Origin of the sequence: Streptomyces sp. NBC_00872 (genome assembly GCF_045161915.1) — a bacterium.
Taxonomy (GTDB): Bacteria; Actinomycetota; Actinomycetes; order Streptomycetales; family Streptomycetaceae; genus Streptomyces.
Genome location: NZ_CP108806.1, coordinates 5705042 through 5722224, shown reverse-complemented (window position 1 = coordinate 5722224; position 17183 = coordinate 5705042). Strand labels below are relative to the sequence as shown.

The following is a 17183-nucleotide window of genomic DNA, read 5'->3' as shown; positions in this document are numbered from 1 at the left end:
AGCCGCCCCGAGCCGCCGGCCGCCGGCGCCAGTTCGTCAGCGGTCAGCGGTCAGCGGTCAGCGGTCCAACCGTCAGCCGTCGAACCGTCGAGCCGTCAGGGCAGCATCCATCCCAGCACCGCCGTGCTCTGCCCGACGACGATCAGACACATCACCAGCAGAAGCCCCAGACTCCACGGCAGCACCTTGCGCAGCAGGTCCCCCTCCTTCCCCGCGAGTCCGACCGCCGCGCACGCGATCGTCAGATTCTGCGGCGAGATCATCTTCCCCAGCACTCCCCCGGAGCTGTTCGCCGCGGCCAGCAGCTCCGGTGACAGGCCGGACTCGTTCGCCGCCGTCACCTGGAGCGCGCCGAAGAGCGCGTTGGCGGAGGTGTCCGAGCCCGAGACCGCGACCCCGAACCAGCCCAGGACCGGGGAGAGGAACGCCAGTCCCGCGCCCGCCCCCGCGACGAAGTGGCCTATGGTCGCCGCCTGCCCGGAGAGATTCATGACGTACGCGAGGGCCAGCACCGAGGTGACGGTGAGGATCGCGTACCGCAGCTCGTACACCGTCCCCGCCCACTCGCGCGCCGCGTCACCCACCCGTACGCCGAGTACGACGGCCGTGAACACTCCCGCGAGCAGGACGAGCGTGCCGCCCGTGGCGACGAGCGGCAGCGAGAAGACATTGGCGCCGACCGGCTTCCCCGCCGAGTCGGCGACATCGAGGAAGGGCCAGTCGAAGACCTGGGTCGCCTTCGCCAGCAGATCCTTGACCGGCGGGATCTGGGCGACCGAGAAGATCACCACGATCAGACCGTACGGGGCGTAGGCGCGCAGCACTTCGGGGCGCGGGTCCTCCTGGTCCAGGTCCTCGCTCCGTACGCCTGTGAGCACCGCGACCCGCACCGGCTCCGCCGCCGGCTTGCGCGCCGAGGGGACGGCCACCAGGGCCGCCGCCCCCGCCAGCGCCGCGCCGATGTCGGCGAGTTGGGCGGAGACATAGTTCGAGGCGGCGAACTGGGCCACGGCGAAGGCGACTCCACAGGCCAGCGCGGGCACCCAGGTCTCGCGCAGTCCCCGCCGGCCGTCGACGAGCCCTATCAGCACCAGCGGTACGACGAGTGCGAGCAGCGGGGTCTGCCTGCCGACGACCGAGGCGACCGTGTCCAGCGGCAGTCCGGTGACCTGGGCGAGTGTCACCACCGGCGTACCCATCGCGCCGAAGGCCACGGGCGCGGTGTTGGCGACGAGCGAGACGATGGCGGCCTTGACCGGGTCGAAGCCGAGCGCGACCAGCATCACCGAGCAGATCGCGACGGGCGCCCCGAAACCGGCGAGGGCCTCAAGCAGCGCGCCGAAGCAGAAGGCGATGACCAGCGCCTGGATACGGGGATCGTCGGAGAGCCGTCCGAAGGAGCGCCGCAGGATGTCGAAGTGGTGGGTACGGACCGTCAGCCGGTACACCCAGAGCGCGTTGACGACGATCCACATGATCGGGAAGAGCCCGAAGAGCACGCCTGCGGCGCCGGCCGAGAGGGTCTGGCCGAGGGGCATGCCGAAGGTGAGCCAGCCGACCAGGACGGCGACTCCGAGCCCGGTCAGCCCCGCGAGATGCGCTTTCATCCGGATGACACCGAGCAGGATCAGGACGGTGGCGAGGGGCAGCGCGGCGACGAGTGCGGAGAGTGCGAGCGAGTCGGCGACAGGTTCGAGTTGCTGTACGAACACGACAGTCCTCCGGATTCCGCGATACGGAAACTGATCTCTCACTAGCGCGAGTGGGGGAATGGTCGTGTCCGCGACAAGTGAAGGTCAATGGCCCGCGCAGGATCCATGCGAAATCCGCGAGGGCCCGGGACACGGTGTCCGGAAGGACCCGGGGCATGGCATCCGAAAGGAGCCCGGACAGGGCATCCGGAAGGGCGAGGGACACGACATCGGGGAGGACGCGGAACACGACATCGGGGAGGACGCGGAACACGGCACCGCGGAGGGCCGGGAGCACGAGCGCGGGCTCGGGCGGGGGCTGCGGTGAAGGACCGATGGCTCAGGGGTATCGATGGCTCAGGAGTCCGGGGAGCGCAGTACCCGCAGATGGCCCCGGCGTCCGACCTCCATCGGATCCCCCCCGCGCGTGCCCTTGCCGCCGCCCTCGGCCGCGCGCTCCTGCGGGCGGGCCGCTTCCCGTACGGCGTTGGCGAGCGCTTCCAGATCGTCGCCGCTCGGGCGCGCGGGAGCCGAACCGTCCGTCAGACGGACGACCTCCCAGCCGCGCGGAGCCGTCAGCCGCTCACTGTGTTCCGCACACAGGTCGTAGCAGTGAGGCTCGGCGTAGGTGGCGAGCGGGCCGAGGACCGCGGTCGAGTCGGCATAGACGTACGTCAGTGTCGCGACAGCAGGGCGGCCGCACGCGGTGCGCGAACAGCGACGTACAGGGCTCACGACGTTGGACGGTACCGCACTCTTGAGCGGGCCGCGACGACTCTCCACCAGGTCACTCCACCGTGTCGCACCGTGACTTCGGCCACAAGTTGGCTGGAAGCAACTGCCCTGACCTGCATGGGAAGACGCGTGACGGGACAGCGACAGCCCGTCACACAGTCACCACTTGGGGCAAAACCTGTCAAGGAAGGCGAGATCGGTGATCGCAAAGCCAACTGGAATCGAGCCCATTCTTGGCCTGAATGCTCAATATGCGACATGCGGTACGAGGGAGGCGACGGCGCGTTCGGCGGAAGCCCAGGAGGGCTACCCTGCGTCAGTGATGGAGAGTCCTGTACCGCCCCGCCCGACCGAGCCACGGCCGCGCCGGCGCGATCGCCACGGCCGCGGAATGCGCGGGCCCGTCGCACCGCCCCAGGTGCCGCTCGCCACCAGCCGCTCGGAGTCGTTCCGCGATCTCGTGCGGGACTCCGTGGACCGCCTCGAACGGCGCTGGCCGCAGCTCGCCGAGGTCGAGTTCCTGGTCATGGACGTGCCCACCACGCAGGACGAGACCGTACCGCTCGGCAGCTCGGTCCCGGCGGGCAAGGAGCACCCCGCGCGGATCCTCGTCTACCGGCGGCCGGTGGAGATCCGTACCAAGAACCGTGACGAGCGGGCCCTGCTGGTGCACGAGGTTGTGGTCGAGCAGGTCGCGGAACTGCTCGGGCTGGCGCCCGAGTCCGTGGATCCGCGGTACGGGCAGGAGTGACCCGCCGCGGGGCCCGCGTCTCCGTCGTCGAGGCGCGGGCCCTGCGGCCCGGTCACCGGGACGCGGGGTCCGCGGCTCGATGACCGGACGCGGGGCGGGTCCGCGGCTCAGTCTCCGAGGATCGACAGGTCCTCTCGGGCCTTCGGTACGGACACCATCCCCCGGTCGTCCGGCAGCGTCTGCACCGTGAACATCGGGACGCCGTCCTCCGGCAGCGCGAGTGTGCGCGCCGCGTGGACCGGGCCGCCCCCCGCCTCCGGCTCGACCGTCACCGCGTACGAGCCCTTCAGCCCCTTCGGCGCCGGCGGGGTGACGGCCAGGGTCGTACCGGCCTTGACCGTGTACGTCTGCACGGCCGGTTCGCCGCCGCCGGTCCCGGCCGAGGACGTGACCTTGACCTTCGCCGCCGCGCCCGGCGCGGTCAGCGAGAGCGTGGAGCCCTTGGCGCGGTTGTCGGCCACGGTCGCCCGTGAGGCGATCGGCGCGGTCGCCGGGATGAACGCGATCTCCTGGTTCGCGCCCTTGCCCCGGACCACACGCAGCGCCGCGACCACCGGGGCCGCGCGACCGCTGCCGACCGGGCTGAGCACCAGCGAACCCGCCTGGCCCTTGGTGACGTCCGCGAGGTCGACGGACGCGGTCATCCTGGACTTGACGTGCAGGGTCTCGTTCCCCGCGGGGGTGATCGTGCCGTCGGCGCCCGCGAGCTGCACCTTCAGATCGGCGTCGTCCTCGCCGGTCGCGAACGCCACCAGCCGTACGTCCGTCGCGTCCGCCGGGATACCAGGCAGGACCAGACGGGCCGCCGGATCACCCGAGGCGGCCAGCCAGTCGCTGCCCGCCTTCTCGTCGGCGACACGCACCACGGCACCGACCCGGCCGGTACGGGTGGTGACATGCACGGTCGCGTCGGGAGCGTTCTCGCCGGTCAGCGTGGAGAGCAGCACCGGAACGCTCGACCTGCCGGGGACCGGAATGCCCTCCCCCACCTCCGACTTGAGGACACCGTCCTTCCCGTACACCTCGATGTCGGCGACGGCGGCGGTCTCGTCGGGGTTGGTGAGATGGACGTAGTCCTGGCGCGACGCCTCGGTGCTCACCCCGGGGAACCAGAAGTCGGTGTCCGGACCGGCGCAGGTCATACCGAGCAGCCCGCGCGCGCCGCCGACGCTGACGGTGGTGGTCTGCTGGGTGGTCCAGCCGGGGGCGAGGCGGCCGTCGGCGCTGCCGACCAGGGCGGGGGCCTCGGCGCCGCTCGCCTCGGCGGAGACCGGCTTGCCGGGCTCCTTCAGCGCGAGGAACGCCTTGTCCTGCGCGGAATCCGTCTTCTCGCCGTCGCTCTTGGCGTCCTTGTCGTCGCTCTTGTCGCTCTTGTCGTCCTTCTGTGCGTCCTTGGTGGCGTCCTTCGTGTTCCCGGCCGTGTCGGCCAGGGTGACGACCGACTCGCTCAGTCCGGCCGATCCGGATGTGCCGGAACCGGATGTTCCGGCGGGGGTGAAGGAGGTGTACGTCGTCTCCGCGATGTCCGACATGCTCGGGGCCGGGCAGAGCTGGCTGGTGCGCTCCACCGGCAGCAGCGCGGGGGTCTGGGCCACCGCCGCGCCCGTGGAGTCCGGCGCGGTCAGCGTGGCGAAGCCGGTGACGGCGGCGAGGGCGGTGGCGACCGCGATGAGGGAGAGGGTCGTACGGTTCACTGGTTGCTCCCGTCGGGGCGCGGACGCCGGTCGTTCTCATGGCCGTCGGTATAGGGCCGGCCGTCGGCGTAGGGCTGCTGTCCGTAGCCGTAGGGGTCGTACTGGGACGGGTCGTACTGGGACGGCACCTGGCCCGGCACCTGGCCTTCCTGATACTGGCCCTCCTGGTACTGGCCCTGGCCCTGGCCGTACGGGCCGTCCGCCGGATACTGGCCCTGGTCGTACGAGCCGGCCGGGTACTGGCCGTCCTGGTACTGGCCCTCGGGGTACTGCTGATACGGCTGCTGGTACTGCCCTTCGGCGTACTGCCCGCCCTCGGAGTACTGGCCTTCCCCGTACTGCCCGTTCCCGTAGGGATCCTGGGCGTACTCCGCACCGGCGTACGTCTGAGCGCCGGCGCCCGCGTTCGCGTTCCCGTTCGCGTTGGCGGCGTCCCAGTCGTACGTCTGCTGCTGGGGCACCGCCCCGTACTGCGGCTGCTGCGGCTGCTCCTCCGGAGCCCCGGCGGGCATCGGCGGAACGGACGGGTCCGACGGGTCTGGTCCATATGCCCCGGCCCCGGTCCCGGTCCCGGTCTCTTCGCTCTCGGCCCCCTCCGCGGTCTCCGCCTCCGCCGCCGCCCGCAGCCTCCTGGCCCGGCGTCCCTCGCCGTCCACCGGCTGCGGCGGAACCTGGACATCGTCCTCGGGCAGGTCGTCGTCGATCTCCCGGCGGCGCCCCGGCAGTGCGAGCACCAGCAGGACGACGGCGAGCGCGACCTGCGCCCAGATCCACGCCGTGTGCGTGATCGGGTCCTCGTAGGTGAGATCCAGCCGGCCGCCCTCGGCGGGCAGTTCGAATCCCTGGGCCCAGCCGTCGACGGTCTTCTTCGTGAGGACCTCGCCGTCGAGGGTGGCCTGCCAGCCCTCGGCGGCCCGGTCCGCGATCCGCAGCACCCGTCCCGCGGCGCCCGCCGGGATCTCCGTGTGCGCCTCGACCGGGGCGGCGGCGACGGCCAGCGGTTCTCCCGCGCCCTTACCGTCCACGATCACGGCCCGCGAGATCTGCCGGTCCACCCGCCACAGGGCACTGCCGTCGAGCTGGCTCAGCCGGGTGAGCCCCGGCGTGGCGTCGAGGACACGGCTCATCTGGCGCGGCGCCCCGTCCCGTACCAGCACATAGCGGATCGCGAATCCGCTCAGCTGGTCGGTCTGGTCGGCGCCGGAGCCCGCGACCAGATTCGCGACGACCTTGTCCAGCCGCGGGTCGCTGCCGCCCGACTCGGTCAGCTCGGCGTCACCGAGCCGCCCGCCGGAGCCGCGGACCAGGGTGTACGAGACCTCCGCCGCCGTCGTACCGCCGAGCACCAGGGTGCGCGGCTGGTCACGGGTGATGCTCTCCTCCGCGACGAAGGCCGGGACCTGCACCGGGTCGCGGCGCTCCAGCGGGCCCGCCGCGCCGCTGATCATCCAGCCGAACGCGGCCAGCACCGGGGCGAGGCCCGCGGCGGCGGCGATGAGGACGGCGACGGGCTGGCGCCAGCCGAAGTTCTCCGCGGCGACCCGCTCCCGGGCACCGTCCGCGCCGAGCACGGCCGCCGCGATCAGCGCGATGCCGTAGACCAGGGTGGCGGGTCCCGCCCAGCCCGAGTTGTTGGAGAGCACCGCGAAGACCAGCGCGAGGAGCGCCACGGCCCAGGCGGTACGGATGGCGAACTGCCGCTCGCCCCGGAGCAGGGCCGCCAGCGCGGCCAGCACCACACCGATCAGCAGGACACCGCCCACGGCCTTGGGGCCGCCGGGGCTCATACCGAGCAGATCGAACGCGGACGCCGATCCCGTACCGAACTCCAGGCCCGCCTCGCGGAAGAACGCGGAGGGAGAGGTCACCACCGACAGCGACCAGGGCGCGAGAAGCAGGACGGGCGTACCGAGCCCGGCCAGGACGCGTGTCCCGTACGCCGCGATGTCGTCACGGCGCAGCGCCAGGACACCGAGGCCGAGCAGCAGCGCCAGCGGCCAGACGACCGGGGTGAACGCCATCGCGAGGGTCAGCAGGAAGGCGTAGGCCCAGGTGGCGCGCCAGCTTCCGCGGGTCCCCCCGGCGTGCGCGCCCGCGCGCAGCCCGTACGCCGCGACGGCGGCGCGGGCGATCAGCGGCAGCAGGATGGCGAGGACGGCGGTGCCGAGCCGTCCGGTCGCCAGGGCGCCGGTCGCGGCGGGCAGGAAGGCGTACGCGATGCTCGCCCAGGCGCGCAGCAGCCGGGACTCGACGAGCGGCCGTGAGGCGAAGTAGGCGGTCACCCCGGCGAGCGGTACGGAGCAGACGAGCAGCAGGGTCAGCGCGAAGCCGGTGGAGCCGAGGAAGAGCGCGGACAGCACGGCGAGTACGGCGAGATAGGGCGGCGCGGTCTCGGTGTTGCCCGTGCCGACGGCGTGCCAGCCGTCCGCGTACCGGGACCAGAGGTCGGAGACGTCCCCGGGGGCGGGCAGCAGCGCGCCGCCCGCCAGCGCGCCGCCGCCGAGCAGTCCGCGGCAGGCGACGAGCGAGACGACGAGCAGCAGCGCGAAGAGCACGGGCCCCGGCCGGTGCGCGAGCTTCTTCAGCCGGGCGAACTGTTCGATCTCCAGGAAGTCCGCGTCGTCGCCGCCGGGTCCCGATTCGACGGCGCCGTGGCGTGAGCCGCCCGCGTCGGCCTCGTTGCCGGAGCCGAGGCTCGCGGCGATCTGCTCGACGGTGGCCCGGACGGTCGCGCCGGGCGGCGGGAAGAGGGGGCGCAGCTCGGCCGCCTCGACGACACCCTTGCCGCGGACGCGCCGTCCGCCGATGATCCGTCCCGGTCGCAGCAGGGTGCCGGAGAGTCCCATGACCTCGTCGACGGCCTGGCCGGGCGCCTTGCCCACCAGATAGGCGAGGGTGCGCAGCAGGGTTCCGACGACAAGACGGAGCAGTACGTACGGGAGGACGGCGGCCCGCGCGTTGACGAGCATGGTGTAGACGGCGCCGGCCTTGTCGACGCGGTGCGGGTTGACGACGGAGCGGCCCGCGCAGTCGACCGTACGGCGCTCACGGGCGGCGGCCTCCGCGTGCCGCAGGACGGCGTCGGGGGCGACGAGCACCCGGTGGCCCGCGGCGTGCGCGCGCCAGCACAGGTCGACGTCGTCGCGCATGAGCGGCAGCCGCCGGTCGAAGCCGCCCAGCTCCTCCCACACATCGCGGCGGATGAGCATGCCGGCGCTGGAGACGGAGAGGACGGTACGGACCTGGTCGTGCTGGCCCTGGTCCTGTTCGCGCCGGTCGAGCCCGGTCCAGCGGCGCCCGCTGTTGGCGATGGAGACGCCGACTTCGAGGAGCTGCTTCCGGTCGTACCAGCCGCGCAGCTTGGGGCCGATGACGGCGGCGTACTCGTCGGAGTCGGCGACGCGCAGCAGCTCGGCGAGGGCGTCGGGCTCGGGCGCGCAGTCGTCGTGGAGGAGCCACAGCCACTGCACCGGTTCGCCGTGGGGCAGTTCCGGCATGTCGTACGTGTCGTCGCGCCAGCTCCGGCTGACCGGGTCCCAGCCGCTGGGCCGCTTCAGATAGGGCAGGTCGTCGGGCGTGAGCTCCCCGGCGGTCCTGGCCGCCTCGTCGACGGCGGTACCGAATCCGGAGCGGCGCGCGAGATGCAGGACGCGGTCGGCGCCGAGTGCCTCGGTGAGCAGCCGGGCGGAGTCGTCGGCGCTGCCGGTGTCGGCTGCCATGACGTTCTGTACGGGGCGTTCCTGGCCCAGCAGCCCGGCGAGGGCGTCGGGCAGCCAGCGCGCACCGTCGTGTGAGACGAGCACCGCGGTCACTACGTGCCGCGGGAACTCGGGGGCGGTGGCGGGAACGAACGCGGCGGTGGTGGGGGACATTGAGGTAACGGGCCCTCCGGCCGTGGGGTCGCCCCGGAGGGGCGTTGGAGCGTCTCGGACGGGGCCCCACACTAACGGCTGACAACAGGACGGTCCGCCGCCTGCGGGGGAAGGCGCAGACCGCGGACCGTTCGATCGGTACGAGGTTGTGACGATCGGGCGCGACGGCCACCGGGCCGGAGCACGGGGAACGAGGGGACCGGACGGCTCTGTCGAATGAATGGGCGAGCCCGATCGTTGCCCGGCGAGTTACCTGACGAAAAGTGGTCAGATCGCGGCCTTCTTCAATCGCCGCCGCTCACGTTCGGACAGACCGCCCCAGATACCGAATCTCTCGTCATTGGCGAGGGCATACTCAAGGCATTCGGAACGGACCTCACAGGCGAGGCAGACCTTCTTGGCCTCACGGGTGGAACCGCCCTTCTCGGGGAAGAAGGACTCGGGGTCGGTCTGGGCGCACAAGGCGCGCTCCTGCCAGCCGAGTTCCTCGTCCGCGTCCTCGACCAGCAGTTGCTGGAACAGCTCGGTCATGTGCGCCCCTCGTCTGTCTTCGCGTCCCCGTGATCTGGCCGCTGTCGATTTCGGCCGAACGACACGAGTGAAATTACAAGTGTGTGCTCTGGGCCGGTCAAGCCGAGATCTGCTATTGGGCCCGGTATTCACTCTGCGGAACCAAGGCTATGCGGAAAGTGTTCAAATCACCAAAAACCTGACACATGCCACTGGCCAACCCGCATCCACCCTTTCCCGTCGCGAGAGACGCCTCACCAAGACAGACGCCGCCCCTCACCGGGAGAGACGCCATGAACTCCGGACTTGGTGCCGATCCGGTCGCGGAAGCGATCCGGATCACAGTCTGATCACAAGGGCGTGACGGTGTTTACGAGCACGGTCGCTGCCCGATGTCTCCGCGAGTGGGGGTGGACAAACCTCTCAGCGGACGGAGTAACCGGATGAGGTGAAACATTACCGCCAAATCGGTCATCGAGTTGACAGTGGCTACCGGATTCGCCACCTTTGGTGTCATGCCAGTGAGCCCCGCGCACCCCGCGACCCACGTCCGTGGATTCCGCAGCGCTGTCCAGGTTCGCTGTTGCTGTTGCTCTCCGAGCTGTTGACCGATCGGGTGACTGACCGTTCGGGGCGTCATATCGGTTGACGGCCGTCCCGGACTTCGGCCGATCGTTCTGATCACGTTTGTCTTTTCCCCTCCCCCCGCGTTCGCGGTGTCCGTCGCGTACCCCGGTTTCCGTACGGCTACGCGATACGTCCCGCGACACCCCGCACGTCCTTTCTGCCGAGGAACCACCGCACCCATGAACAGCGACAGCGATCTCCAGATCGCCGGCGACCTCCTTGAGGTCCAGCATCTTCTCCAGCCGGCCCGTCAGCACCCGGCCACCGTGGCCGAGTTCGCCGGTCTCGCCCGGACACTCGCCGCCGACCGGGCGCAGTGGGCCCCGCTCGTCCAGTACGACGCGACGAGCCGCTGGTACCACCGGCTGCGCACGGGTCCCGGCTATGAGGTGTGGCTGCTCTCCTGGGTGCCGGGGCAGGGCACCGGCTCGCACGACCACGGCAGGTCCTCGGGCTTACTGACCGTCCTCGCGGGGGAACTGACGGAACGTTCGGGAAGCGGGAGCCGCACACTGGTCCCGGGGACCCAGCGGGTCTTCGCGCCCGGCTATGTCCATGAAGTGGCCAACGACACGATCGAACCGGCCGTGAGTCTGCACATCTACTACCCGGGTCTGACCGAGATGCCGATGCACGCGGCCCAGTGCGCACCAGCGGCGGAGAATGCCGTAAGCGCCTGATACGGCCACCCGTACCGGTGCCCGGCCACCGCCCCTGGACGATCAGCCTTCGGCTGACAGGCCCACCCGTCGCCCGACCACCGCCCCTGGACGATCAGCCTTCGGCTGACAGACTGTTCCTATGCGCATTGTGGTTCTGGCCGGCGGTATCGGCGGCGCCCGTTTCCTCCGTGGCCTCAAGCAGGCCGCGCCCGACGCGGACGTCACAGTGATCGGCAACACCGGTGACGACATCCATCTGTTCGGGCTGAAGGTCTGCCCCGATCTCGACACGGTGATGTACACCCTGGGCGGTGGCATCAATGAGGAGCAGGGCTGGGGGCGTACGGACGAGACATTCCAGGTCAAGGCGGAGCTGGCGGCGTACGGGGTCGGACCCGAGTGGTTCGGCCTCGGGGACCGCGACTTCGCCACCCATATCGTCCGTACGCAGATGCTCGGCGCGGGCTATCCGCTGAGCGCGGTCACCGAGGCGCTGTGCGCCCGCTGGAAGCCGGGCGTACGGCTGCTGCCGATGTCGGACGACCGCATCGAGACGCATGTCGCGGTCGATGTGGACGGCGAGCGCAAGGCCGTGCACTTCCAGGAGTACTGGGTGCGGATGCGGGCGTCCGTACCGGCCCAGGCGGTCGTACCGGTCGGTGCCGACCAGGCCAAGCCGGCGCCGGGGGTGCTGGAGGCGATCGCCGCCGCCGACGTGATTCTCTTCCCGCCGTCCAATCCGGTGGTCAGCATCGGCACGATCCTGGCCGTCCCCGGTATCCGGGAGGCGATCGCCGAGGCGGGCGTGCCGGTGGTGGGCCTCTCCCCCATCGTGGGGGACGCGCCCGTGCGCGGGATGGCCGACAAGGTGCTCGCCGCGATCGGTGTCGAGGCGACGGCCGCCGCGGTCGCGCTGCACTACGGCTCGGGGCTGCTCGACGGCTGGCTCGTCGACACGGTGGACGCGGCTGCGGTGGCCGAGATCGAGGGCGCGGGCATCCGCAGCCGCGCCGTGCCGCTGCTGATGACGGATGTGGACGCGGCGGCGGCGATGGCGCGTGAGGCGCTGACGCTGGCGGAGGAGGTACAGGGATGACAGCGCCGCTGACTCCGGCTCCGGACCCGGCTCCGGGCTCGTCCGCGCCGTCCGCGCCGTCCGCGCGGTCCGCCGTGTCGTACCGCGTCCGCGCGGTGCCCGGACTGCCGGAGGTCCGTCCCGGGGACGATCTCGCGAAGCTGATCACGGCCGCCGGGCCGGGGCTGGCCGCCGGTGACATCCTGCTGGTCACCTCGAAGATCGTCTCCAAGGCCGAGGGCAGGATCGTCGAGGCGACGGACCGCGAGGCGGCGATCGACGCGGAGACCGTACGGGTCGTCGCGCGGCGCGGGCCCCTCCGTATCGTCGAGAACCGGCAGGGTCTGGTGATGGCGGCGGCCGGGGTGGACGCCTCCAACACCGCGCCGGGGACGGTGCTGCTGCTGCCGGAGGACCCCGACGCCTCGGCGCGGGCGATCCGGGACGGGCTGCGGGACGCGCTCGGGGTGGACATCGGCGTGATCGTCACGGACACCTTCGGGCGGCCGTGGCGCAACGGTCTCACCGATGTCGCGATCGGGGCCGCGGGGGTGCGGGTCCTGGACGATCTGCGGGGCGGGACGGACGCGTACGGCAATCCGCTGAACGCCACGGTCGTCGCCGTCGCCGATGAACTGGCCGCGGCCGGCGACCTGGTGAAGGGCAAGGCCGAGGGGCTGCCGGTGGCGGTGGTGAGCGGTCTGGCGCATCTCGTCGGCGGCGCGGACGGATCCGCGGGCGGAGCGAATGCGGACGTGGACGGATCCGCGGGCGAATCCGCGGACTCGTCGGGGGCGGGTACGGACGGATCCACGGCCGGGGCGGGGGCGCGGGCGCTGGTACGGGTCGCGCCGGACGACATGTTCCGGCTCGGCACCTCCGAGGCGATACGGGAAGCGGTCACCCAGCGCCGTACGGTCCGCGACTTCACCGACGAGCCGGTCGACCCGGGCGCGGTCCGCCGCGCGGTGGCGGCGGCGCTCACGGCGCCCGCCCCGCACCACACGACGCCCTGGCGCTTCGTCCTCCTGGAGTCGCCGGAGTCCCGGCTGCGTCTCCTCGACGCGATGCGCGACGCCTGGATCGCTGACCTGCGTGCCGACGGCAGGACGGAGGAGTCCGTCGCCAAGCGCGTCCGCCGCGGTGATGTCCTGCGCAAGGCGCCCTACCTGGTGATCCCCTGTCTGGTCATGGACGGCTCCCACACCTACGGCGACCCGCGCCGCGACACCGCGGAACGTGAGATGTTCACGGTCGCCATGGGCGCGGGCGTCCAGAACCTCCTGGTCGCGCTCGCCGCCGAACGCCTCGGTTCGGCCTGGGTCTCCTCCACCATGTTCTGCCGCGAGGTCGTACGTGACGTACTGGACCTCCCGGCCCACTGGGACCCCATGGGCGCGGTGGCGGTGGGCCACGCGTCGGCCCCGCCGAAGGACCGTCCGGCCCGGGACCCGGGGGACTTCATCGAGGTGCGCTGACGTGTGCGCCTCGGTGCCTCGGTGCCTCGGTGCCAAGTCCCTCGGTGCGCAGTCCCCTCGGTGCGCAGTCCCCTCGGGGCGGAGTCCCCTCGGTGGCGGTTCGCTCGGTGCCGGTTCGCTCGGTGCGCGCCCGGTTCACAGGCCGGCGATGTCGCCGATCGGCATACGGGGAGCCCGGCGGGAGGGGGTCCGGCCGGAGAGAAGGATCAGGCGGGCGGCGCGGTGGCGCTGGCCGGCGTAGGGGGCGAGGAGTTCCAGCATCGCGGCGTCGTCGGCGTCCCGGTCTCCGGCGAGGGCGTGGCCGACGATGCCCGGGAGGTGGAGATCGCCGACGGTGAGGGCGTCGGGGGCGCCGTTCGAGCGCTGGACGGTCTCCGCGGCGGTCCACGGGCCGATGCCCGGGATCAGTCGCAGCCGGGCGGCGGCCGGCTCCGGGTCCATGGCGGCGGCCTCCTCCATACGGCGGGCGACGCGGACGGCGCGCAGGATCGTGGTGGAGCGCTTGGCGTCGACGCCTGCCTTGTGCCACTCCCAGGAGGGGATCAGCGTCCAGGTGCGCGCGTCGGGCACGACGTACAGCCGCTCACCGGACGGGAGGGCCGGGCCGGGGGCGGGCTCTCCGTACGCGCGTACGAGCGAGCGCCAGGCGCGGTACGCCTCGACGGTGGTGACCTTCTGCTCCAGGATCGACGGGATCAGCGATTCCATCACCAGCCCGGTACGGCACAGACGCAGTCCGGGGCGGCGGCGCAGGGTCTCGGCGAGGAGACGGTGGCGCGGGGTGAAGGCCTCGGGGTCGTCCGCGGCGCCGAGCAGGTCGGGGAGTTGCTCCAGCATCCACTCGGCCCCCGGGCCCCAGGCCTCGGCCTCCACGGCGCCGCCGCGCGCCACGGTCCGGAGCATGCCGGGTCCTGCGGGGGTGCGGCCGGTCCGCAGATACGAGCCGTCCGGCGCGGCCCGGAAGGTCGGATCGGCGGGACCCCGGCGGAGGGGTCCGAGGACGAGCCCGAGGTCGTACGGACCCGACGGCGTCCACCGGCGCCGGATCCCGTCCACGGGCGGGGCGGGGTGCGGGACGGCCGGGCGCCGGTGGACGCCGTCGGGTGAGGCGTGCGCGGGGCGGGGGACGAAGCGGCCTGCCACGGGTGAGGTCCTCGGGGTCGGGGTCACTCACGAGAGTACGGGGCGCGCCTCGTGCCGCCCGGCCCCGCCCCCTCTCGTATCCCTCCCGCGATCCCTCCCGCGTGTCCCTTCCCCGTGTCCCTCCCTGGTGTTGCTCCCGGACGAGAACGAGCCCGTCCCGAGCGGGACTACTGATCCGACGAGAATCTCACCGTCGCCGGCGGGAGTGTGGTGTCGCACCAGACGCGGACACCGTCGCGCAGTTCGTTGTCGGCGCCGATCACCGCGCCGTCTCCGATCACGGCGCCCGAGAGGACCGAGCGCGCGCCCACGCGGGCGTTCGCGCCGATGAGGGAGTGGGTGATCAGGGCGCCCGGTTCGACGATCGCGTCGGGGAGGACCGCGGTGGCGGCAAGACGGGCGCCCGCGCCGATCACCGCCCCGGCGCCGATCACCGTACCCGCGGTGAGTTTGGCGTCGGGCGCCACGGAGGCCGTCGGGAGGATCAGCCGTTCGCCGCAGCGGCCCGGGAGCGCCGGGGAGGGGACGCGGCCCAGCACCAGATCGGCGGAGCCGCGCACGAAGGCCTGGGGGGTGCCCAGGTCCAGCCAGTACGCGTGGTCGACCATGCCCTGGAGATGCGCGCCGGCGGCCAGCAGGCCGGGGAACGTCTCCCGTTCCACGGAGACCGGGCGCCCCTCCGGTATGGAGTCGATCACCGAGCGCCGGAACACGTACGCGCCCGCGTTGATCTGGTCCGTGACGATCTCCTCCGGCGTCTGCGGCTTCTCCAGGAACGCCGTCACCCGCCCGTCCTCGTCCGTCGGCACCAGACCGTAGGCTCTCGGGTCCTCGACCCGGGTGAGATGGAGGGAGACGTCGGCGCCCGACCGCGCGTGGGTGGCGACCAGCGCGCGGATGTCCAGGCCCGTCAAAATGTCGCCGTTGAAGATCAGTACGGGCTCGTCGGGCCCGGAGCGCAGCCGGGAGGCGACGTTCCTGATGGCTCCGCCCGTGCCGAGCGGCTCGCGCTCGGTCACGTACTCCAGTTCCAGGCCGAACGCCGAACCGTCACCGAAGTACGGCTCGAAGACCTCCGCCAGATAGGACGTGGCCAGGACTATGTGTCCGACGCCCGCCGCCCGCGCGCGGGCCAGTTGGTGCGCCAGGAACGGGACGCCCGCCGCGGGCACCATCGGCTTGGGTGTGCGCACCGTGAGCGGCCGCAGCCGGGTGCCCTTGCCGCCGACCAGGAGGATCGCTTCTGTCACCGTGTCGTCTCCGCTTCCCGCTCGGGCCGGTGTTTTCCCCGTATGCCGCGCGTACGTCGTGTATGTCCATGGATACCTGTGTCCGCGCCCGTAACCGACCAGTGTTTGGCGCCGCGTTCGCCGCCGTGTGTGCGCCGCTCAGCGGCCCTGGTAGCGCGCGGCCGTGGTCCGTGCGGTGCCGAGCTTCCCGTAGAGCCTGCTTCCTGGGCAGTCGGTGTTGAATCCGTCCCGGTGCCCGGCGATGGCGCGGAGGCGGACCCTGGTCCCCTTCTTGTACTTGCCGCTCCCCCCGGAGATCAGCGTGGTCCTTCCGCGTGGATCGACCCGGTGCAGACCGAGCTTCCACGCGGTGAGCTTGGCGACGGCTGTCGTGGCGGCCGACGACGGATTCGTGCCGCGGTACGTTCCGAGCACCGCGATGCCCGTTGTGTTCGCGTTGAAACCGAGCGTGTGGGCACCCTTGACGGGCTTCGCCGTGCCGCCGGCGCGTCCCTCGTAGATGTTTCCGCACTTGTCGACGGCGAAGTTGTAGCCGATGTCGCGCCATCCGCTGCTCTTGACGTGGTAGCGGTAGATACCGCGCAGGACGGAGGCGGACTGCCGGCAGTCGTAGTTGTTCCCGGTGGCGCTGTGGTGGACGAAGGCCGCCTTGAGGGTGCCGCTGTAGCCGAACTGCCTCTCGCGCAGCGACTCGTCCGCTCCCCAGCCCCCGCGGGTGACGATGCGCGGGCGCGGTCCGATGTACGGCCTCACGGACCGGGCGGACACGGAGCGGGGGGACACGGACCGGGCGGACTCCGGCCCGGCGAACCCGGCCCACACGGGTCCCGGGTCACCCGGGCCGCCGGGATCGCCAGGTCCGCCGGGATCACCCGGTCCGCCCGGGTCACCTGGTCCACCGGGGTCGCCCGGCCCACCGGGGCCGCCCTGGTCACCCGGCCCACCGGGGTCACCCGCGCCGGGGTCGCCCTGGTCACCCGGTCCGCCGGGATCGCCCGGACCGGCCGGGCCGTCGGGCTGTGCCGCGGGGGCCTCCCCCGGGTCGACCAGTTCCAGGCGCAGCCCCCGCGGCAGCCGTTCGCGGGCCGCCCCCTCCGTGCCCGCCCCCTTCGCCGCCCGTACGCGGATCACCACACCGTCCGAGTCGCCGACCCAGAGCGGTGCGGTGGAGCCGCGCACGGTGGCCGCGTCGCGCTCGGGCGTACCGGGGTCGGCGCCGTGTTCGTGGTTGTGCGTCTCCAGGTCCTGCCAGCCGGACCAGACGTGTGTCTGCCTGGCACGGCTGCGGACCTGGACCGTGCCGTGGAGTTCGGCGTCGGCGTCGTCCCAGACGACACCGAGCAGCGAGAAGGGCCGGACGTCGCGGCGGGCCAGCCCCTGTTCCGCGCCCTTCTCCGGGGCGGCGCCGGACGCGCGGTCCGAGCCGGGGGCGGTCAGGGCGAGCGACTGGGTGGAGCCGGGCACGGCCCGTACAGCACGCGCGCCAGGCACGGCCGGCGCGCGCTGCCACCGGGAGGCGGCGGCCCGTACGGCGGGTGAGGCGCGCCTGCCCGCCTCGGCGACGGCCGCTTCGGCGTCCCGTGGGGCGGTGATCCGTGGCGCGGCGGACGCGCTCGTCGGCTGGGGCAGCGGAAGGACCAGGGCGGCGGTGCACACCGCTCCGATCGAAGACGCAAGGTAGGCACGCATGTGCCG

The 17183-nt window shown here is 72.3% G+C and carries 12 protein-coding genes; 4 read left to right on the top strand and 8 right to left on the bottom strand.

The genetic code is table 11. The features are described from left to right. Window positions 1-95: 95 nt before the first annotated feature. Together OG214_RS24625 and OG214_RS24620 are read right to left on the bottom strand one after the other, a co-directional pair. Entirely contained in the window at window positions 96-1712 is a 1617-nt protein-coding gene (locus tag OG214_RS24625) for an L-lactate permease (RefSeq protein WP_405985982.1), read from the bottom strand. A gap of 336 nt (window positions 1713-2048) precedes the next feature. Continuing rightward, a complete protein-coding gene (locus OG214_RS24620; protein ID WP_363080241.1) occupies window positions 2049-2474 on the bottom strand; it encodes a DUF3499 domain-containing protein in 426 nt (141 codons plus the stop codon). Between the two features lie 274 nt (window positions 2475-2748). Here OG214_RS24620 and OG214_RS24615 point away from each other — a divergent pair, with 274 nt between their 5' ends. Further along, window positions 2749-3177 (top strand): metallopeptidase family protein, encoded by a 429-nt coding sequence (locus OG214_RS24615; RefSeq protein ID WP_363080261.1) that lies wholly within the window; start codon window positions 2749-2751, stop codon window positions 3175-3177. A gap of 107 nt (window positions 3178-3284) precedes the next feature. Here the strand turns inward: OG214_RS24615 and OG214_RS24610 are convergent, their stop codons facing one another. The 3 genes from OG214_RS24610 to OG214_RS24600 form a co-directional block, all read right to left on the bottom strand. After that, complete coding sequence (locus OG214_RS24610) at window positions 3285-4871, bottom strand: DUF5719 family protein (RefSeq protein ID WP_405985981.1); 1587 nt, start codon at window positions 4869-4871, stop codon at window positions 3285-3287. Beyond that, a complete protein-coding gene (locus OG214_RS24605; RefSeq protein ID WP_405985980.1) occupies window positions 4868-8743 on the bottom strand; it encodes a glycosyltransferase in 3876 nt (1291 codons plus the stop codon). The genes OG214_RS24610 and OG214_RS24605 overlap by 4 nt, the downstream gene beginning before the upstream one ends. A gap of 267 nt (window positions 8744-9010) precedes the next feature. Further along, on the bottom strand, window positions 9011-9274 hold the full coding sequence (locus OG214_RS24600) for a WhiB family transcriptional regulator (RefSeq protein WP_014046372.1): 264 nt from the start codon (window positions 9272-9274) through the stop codon (window positions 9011-9013). Between the two features lie 785 nt (window positions 9275-10059). On the opposite strand from OG214_RS24600, the gene OG214_RS24595 reads away from it, so the two are divergent. The 3 genes from OG214_RS24595 (at window position 10060) to OG214_RS24585 (ending at window position 13095) form a co-directional block, all read left to right on the top strand. Then, window positions 10060-10560 carry a cysteine dioxygenase gene (locus OG214_RS24595; protein ID WP_382865784.1) on the top strand — a complete coding sequence of 167 codons (501 nt, stop codon included), beginning with the start codon at window positions 10060-10062 and terminating at the stop codon, window positions 10558-10560. Between the two features lie 121 nt (window positions 10561-10681). Next, the gene (gene cofD / locus OG214_RS24590) at window positions 10682-11638 is read left to right on the top strand and encodes a 2-phospho-L-lactate transferase (protein WP_405985979.1); all 957 of its coding nucleotides are present in this window, start codon (window positions 10682-10684) and stop codon (window positions 11636-11638) included. Beyond that, window positions 11635-13095 carry a coenzyme F420-0:L-glutamate ligase gene (locus tag OG214_RS24585; protein ID WP_405985978.1) on the top strand — a complete coding sequence of 487 codons (1461 nt, stop codon included), beginning with the start codon at window positions 11635-11637 and terminating at the stop codon, window positions 13093-13095. Before cofD ends, OG214_RS24585 begins: the two co-directional genes overlap by 4 nt. 135 nt (window positions 13096-13230) lie before the next feature. On the opposite strand, the gene OG214_RS24580 is transcribed toward OG214_RS24585, so the two are convergent. The 3 genes from OG214_RS24580 to OG214_RS24570 all read right to left on the bottom strand — a co-directional run bounded on the left by OG214_RS24580 (window position 13231) and on the right by OG214_RS24570 (window position 17177). Beyond that, window positions 13231-14238, bottom strand: a complete 1008-nt coding sequence (locus tag OG214_RS24580) for a DNA-3-methyladenine glycosylase family protein (RefSeq protein WP_405985977.1) — start codon at window positions 14236-14238, stop codon at window positions 13231-13233. A gap of 167 nt (window positions 14239-14405) precedes the next feature. Then, complete coding sequence (locus tag OG214_RS24575) at window positions 14406-15488, bottom strand: sugar phosphate nucleotidyltransferase (RefSeq protein WP_405985976.1); 1083 nt, start codon at window positions 15486-15488, stop codon at window positions 14406-14408. Window positions 15489-15626: 138 nt separating this feature from the next. Next, a complete protein-coding gene (locus OG214_RS24570; RefSeq protein WP_405985975.1) occupies window positions 15627-17177 on the bottom strand; it encodes an N-acetylmuramoyl-L-alanine amidase in 1551 nt (516 codons plus the stop codon). Between the last annotated feature and the right edge of the window lie 6 nt (window positions 17178-17183).

Excerpts from the sequence above, each read along its gene's own strand:
- OG214_RS24615 (WP_363080261.1), top strand. The coding sequence starts at position 2,749 with ATGGAGAGTCCTGTACCGCCCCGCCCGACCGAGCCACGGCCGCGCCGG.
- OG214_RS24605 (WP_405985980.1), bottom strand. The coding sequence starts at position 8,743 with ATGTCCCCCACCACCGCCGCGTTCGTTCCCGCCACCGCCCCCGAGTTC.
- OG214_RS24600 (WP_014046372.1), bottom strand. The coding sequence starts at position 9,274 with ATGACCGAGCTGTTCCAGCAACTGCTGGTCGAGGACGCGGACGAGGAA.
- OG214_RS24595 (WP_382865784.1), top strand. The coding sequence starts at position 10,060 with ATGAACAGCGACAGCGATCTCCAGATCGCCGGCGACCTCCTTGAGGTC.
- cofD (WP_405985979.1), top strand. The coding sequence starts at position 10,682 with ATGCGCATTGTGGTTCTGGCCGGCGGTATCGGCGGCGCCCGTTTCCTC.
- OG214_RS24585 (WP_405985978.1), top strand. The coding sequence starts at position 11,635 with ATGACAGCGCCGCTGACTCCGGCTCCGGACCCGGCTCCGGGCTCGTCC.
- OG214_RS24570 (WP_405985975.1), bottom strand. The coding sequence starts at position 17,177 with ATGCGTGCCTACCTTGCGTCTTCGATCGGAGCGGTGTGCACCGCCGCC.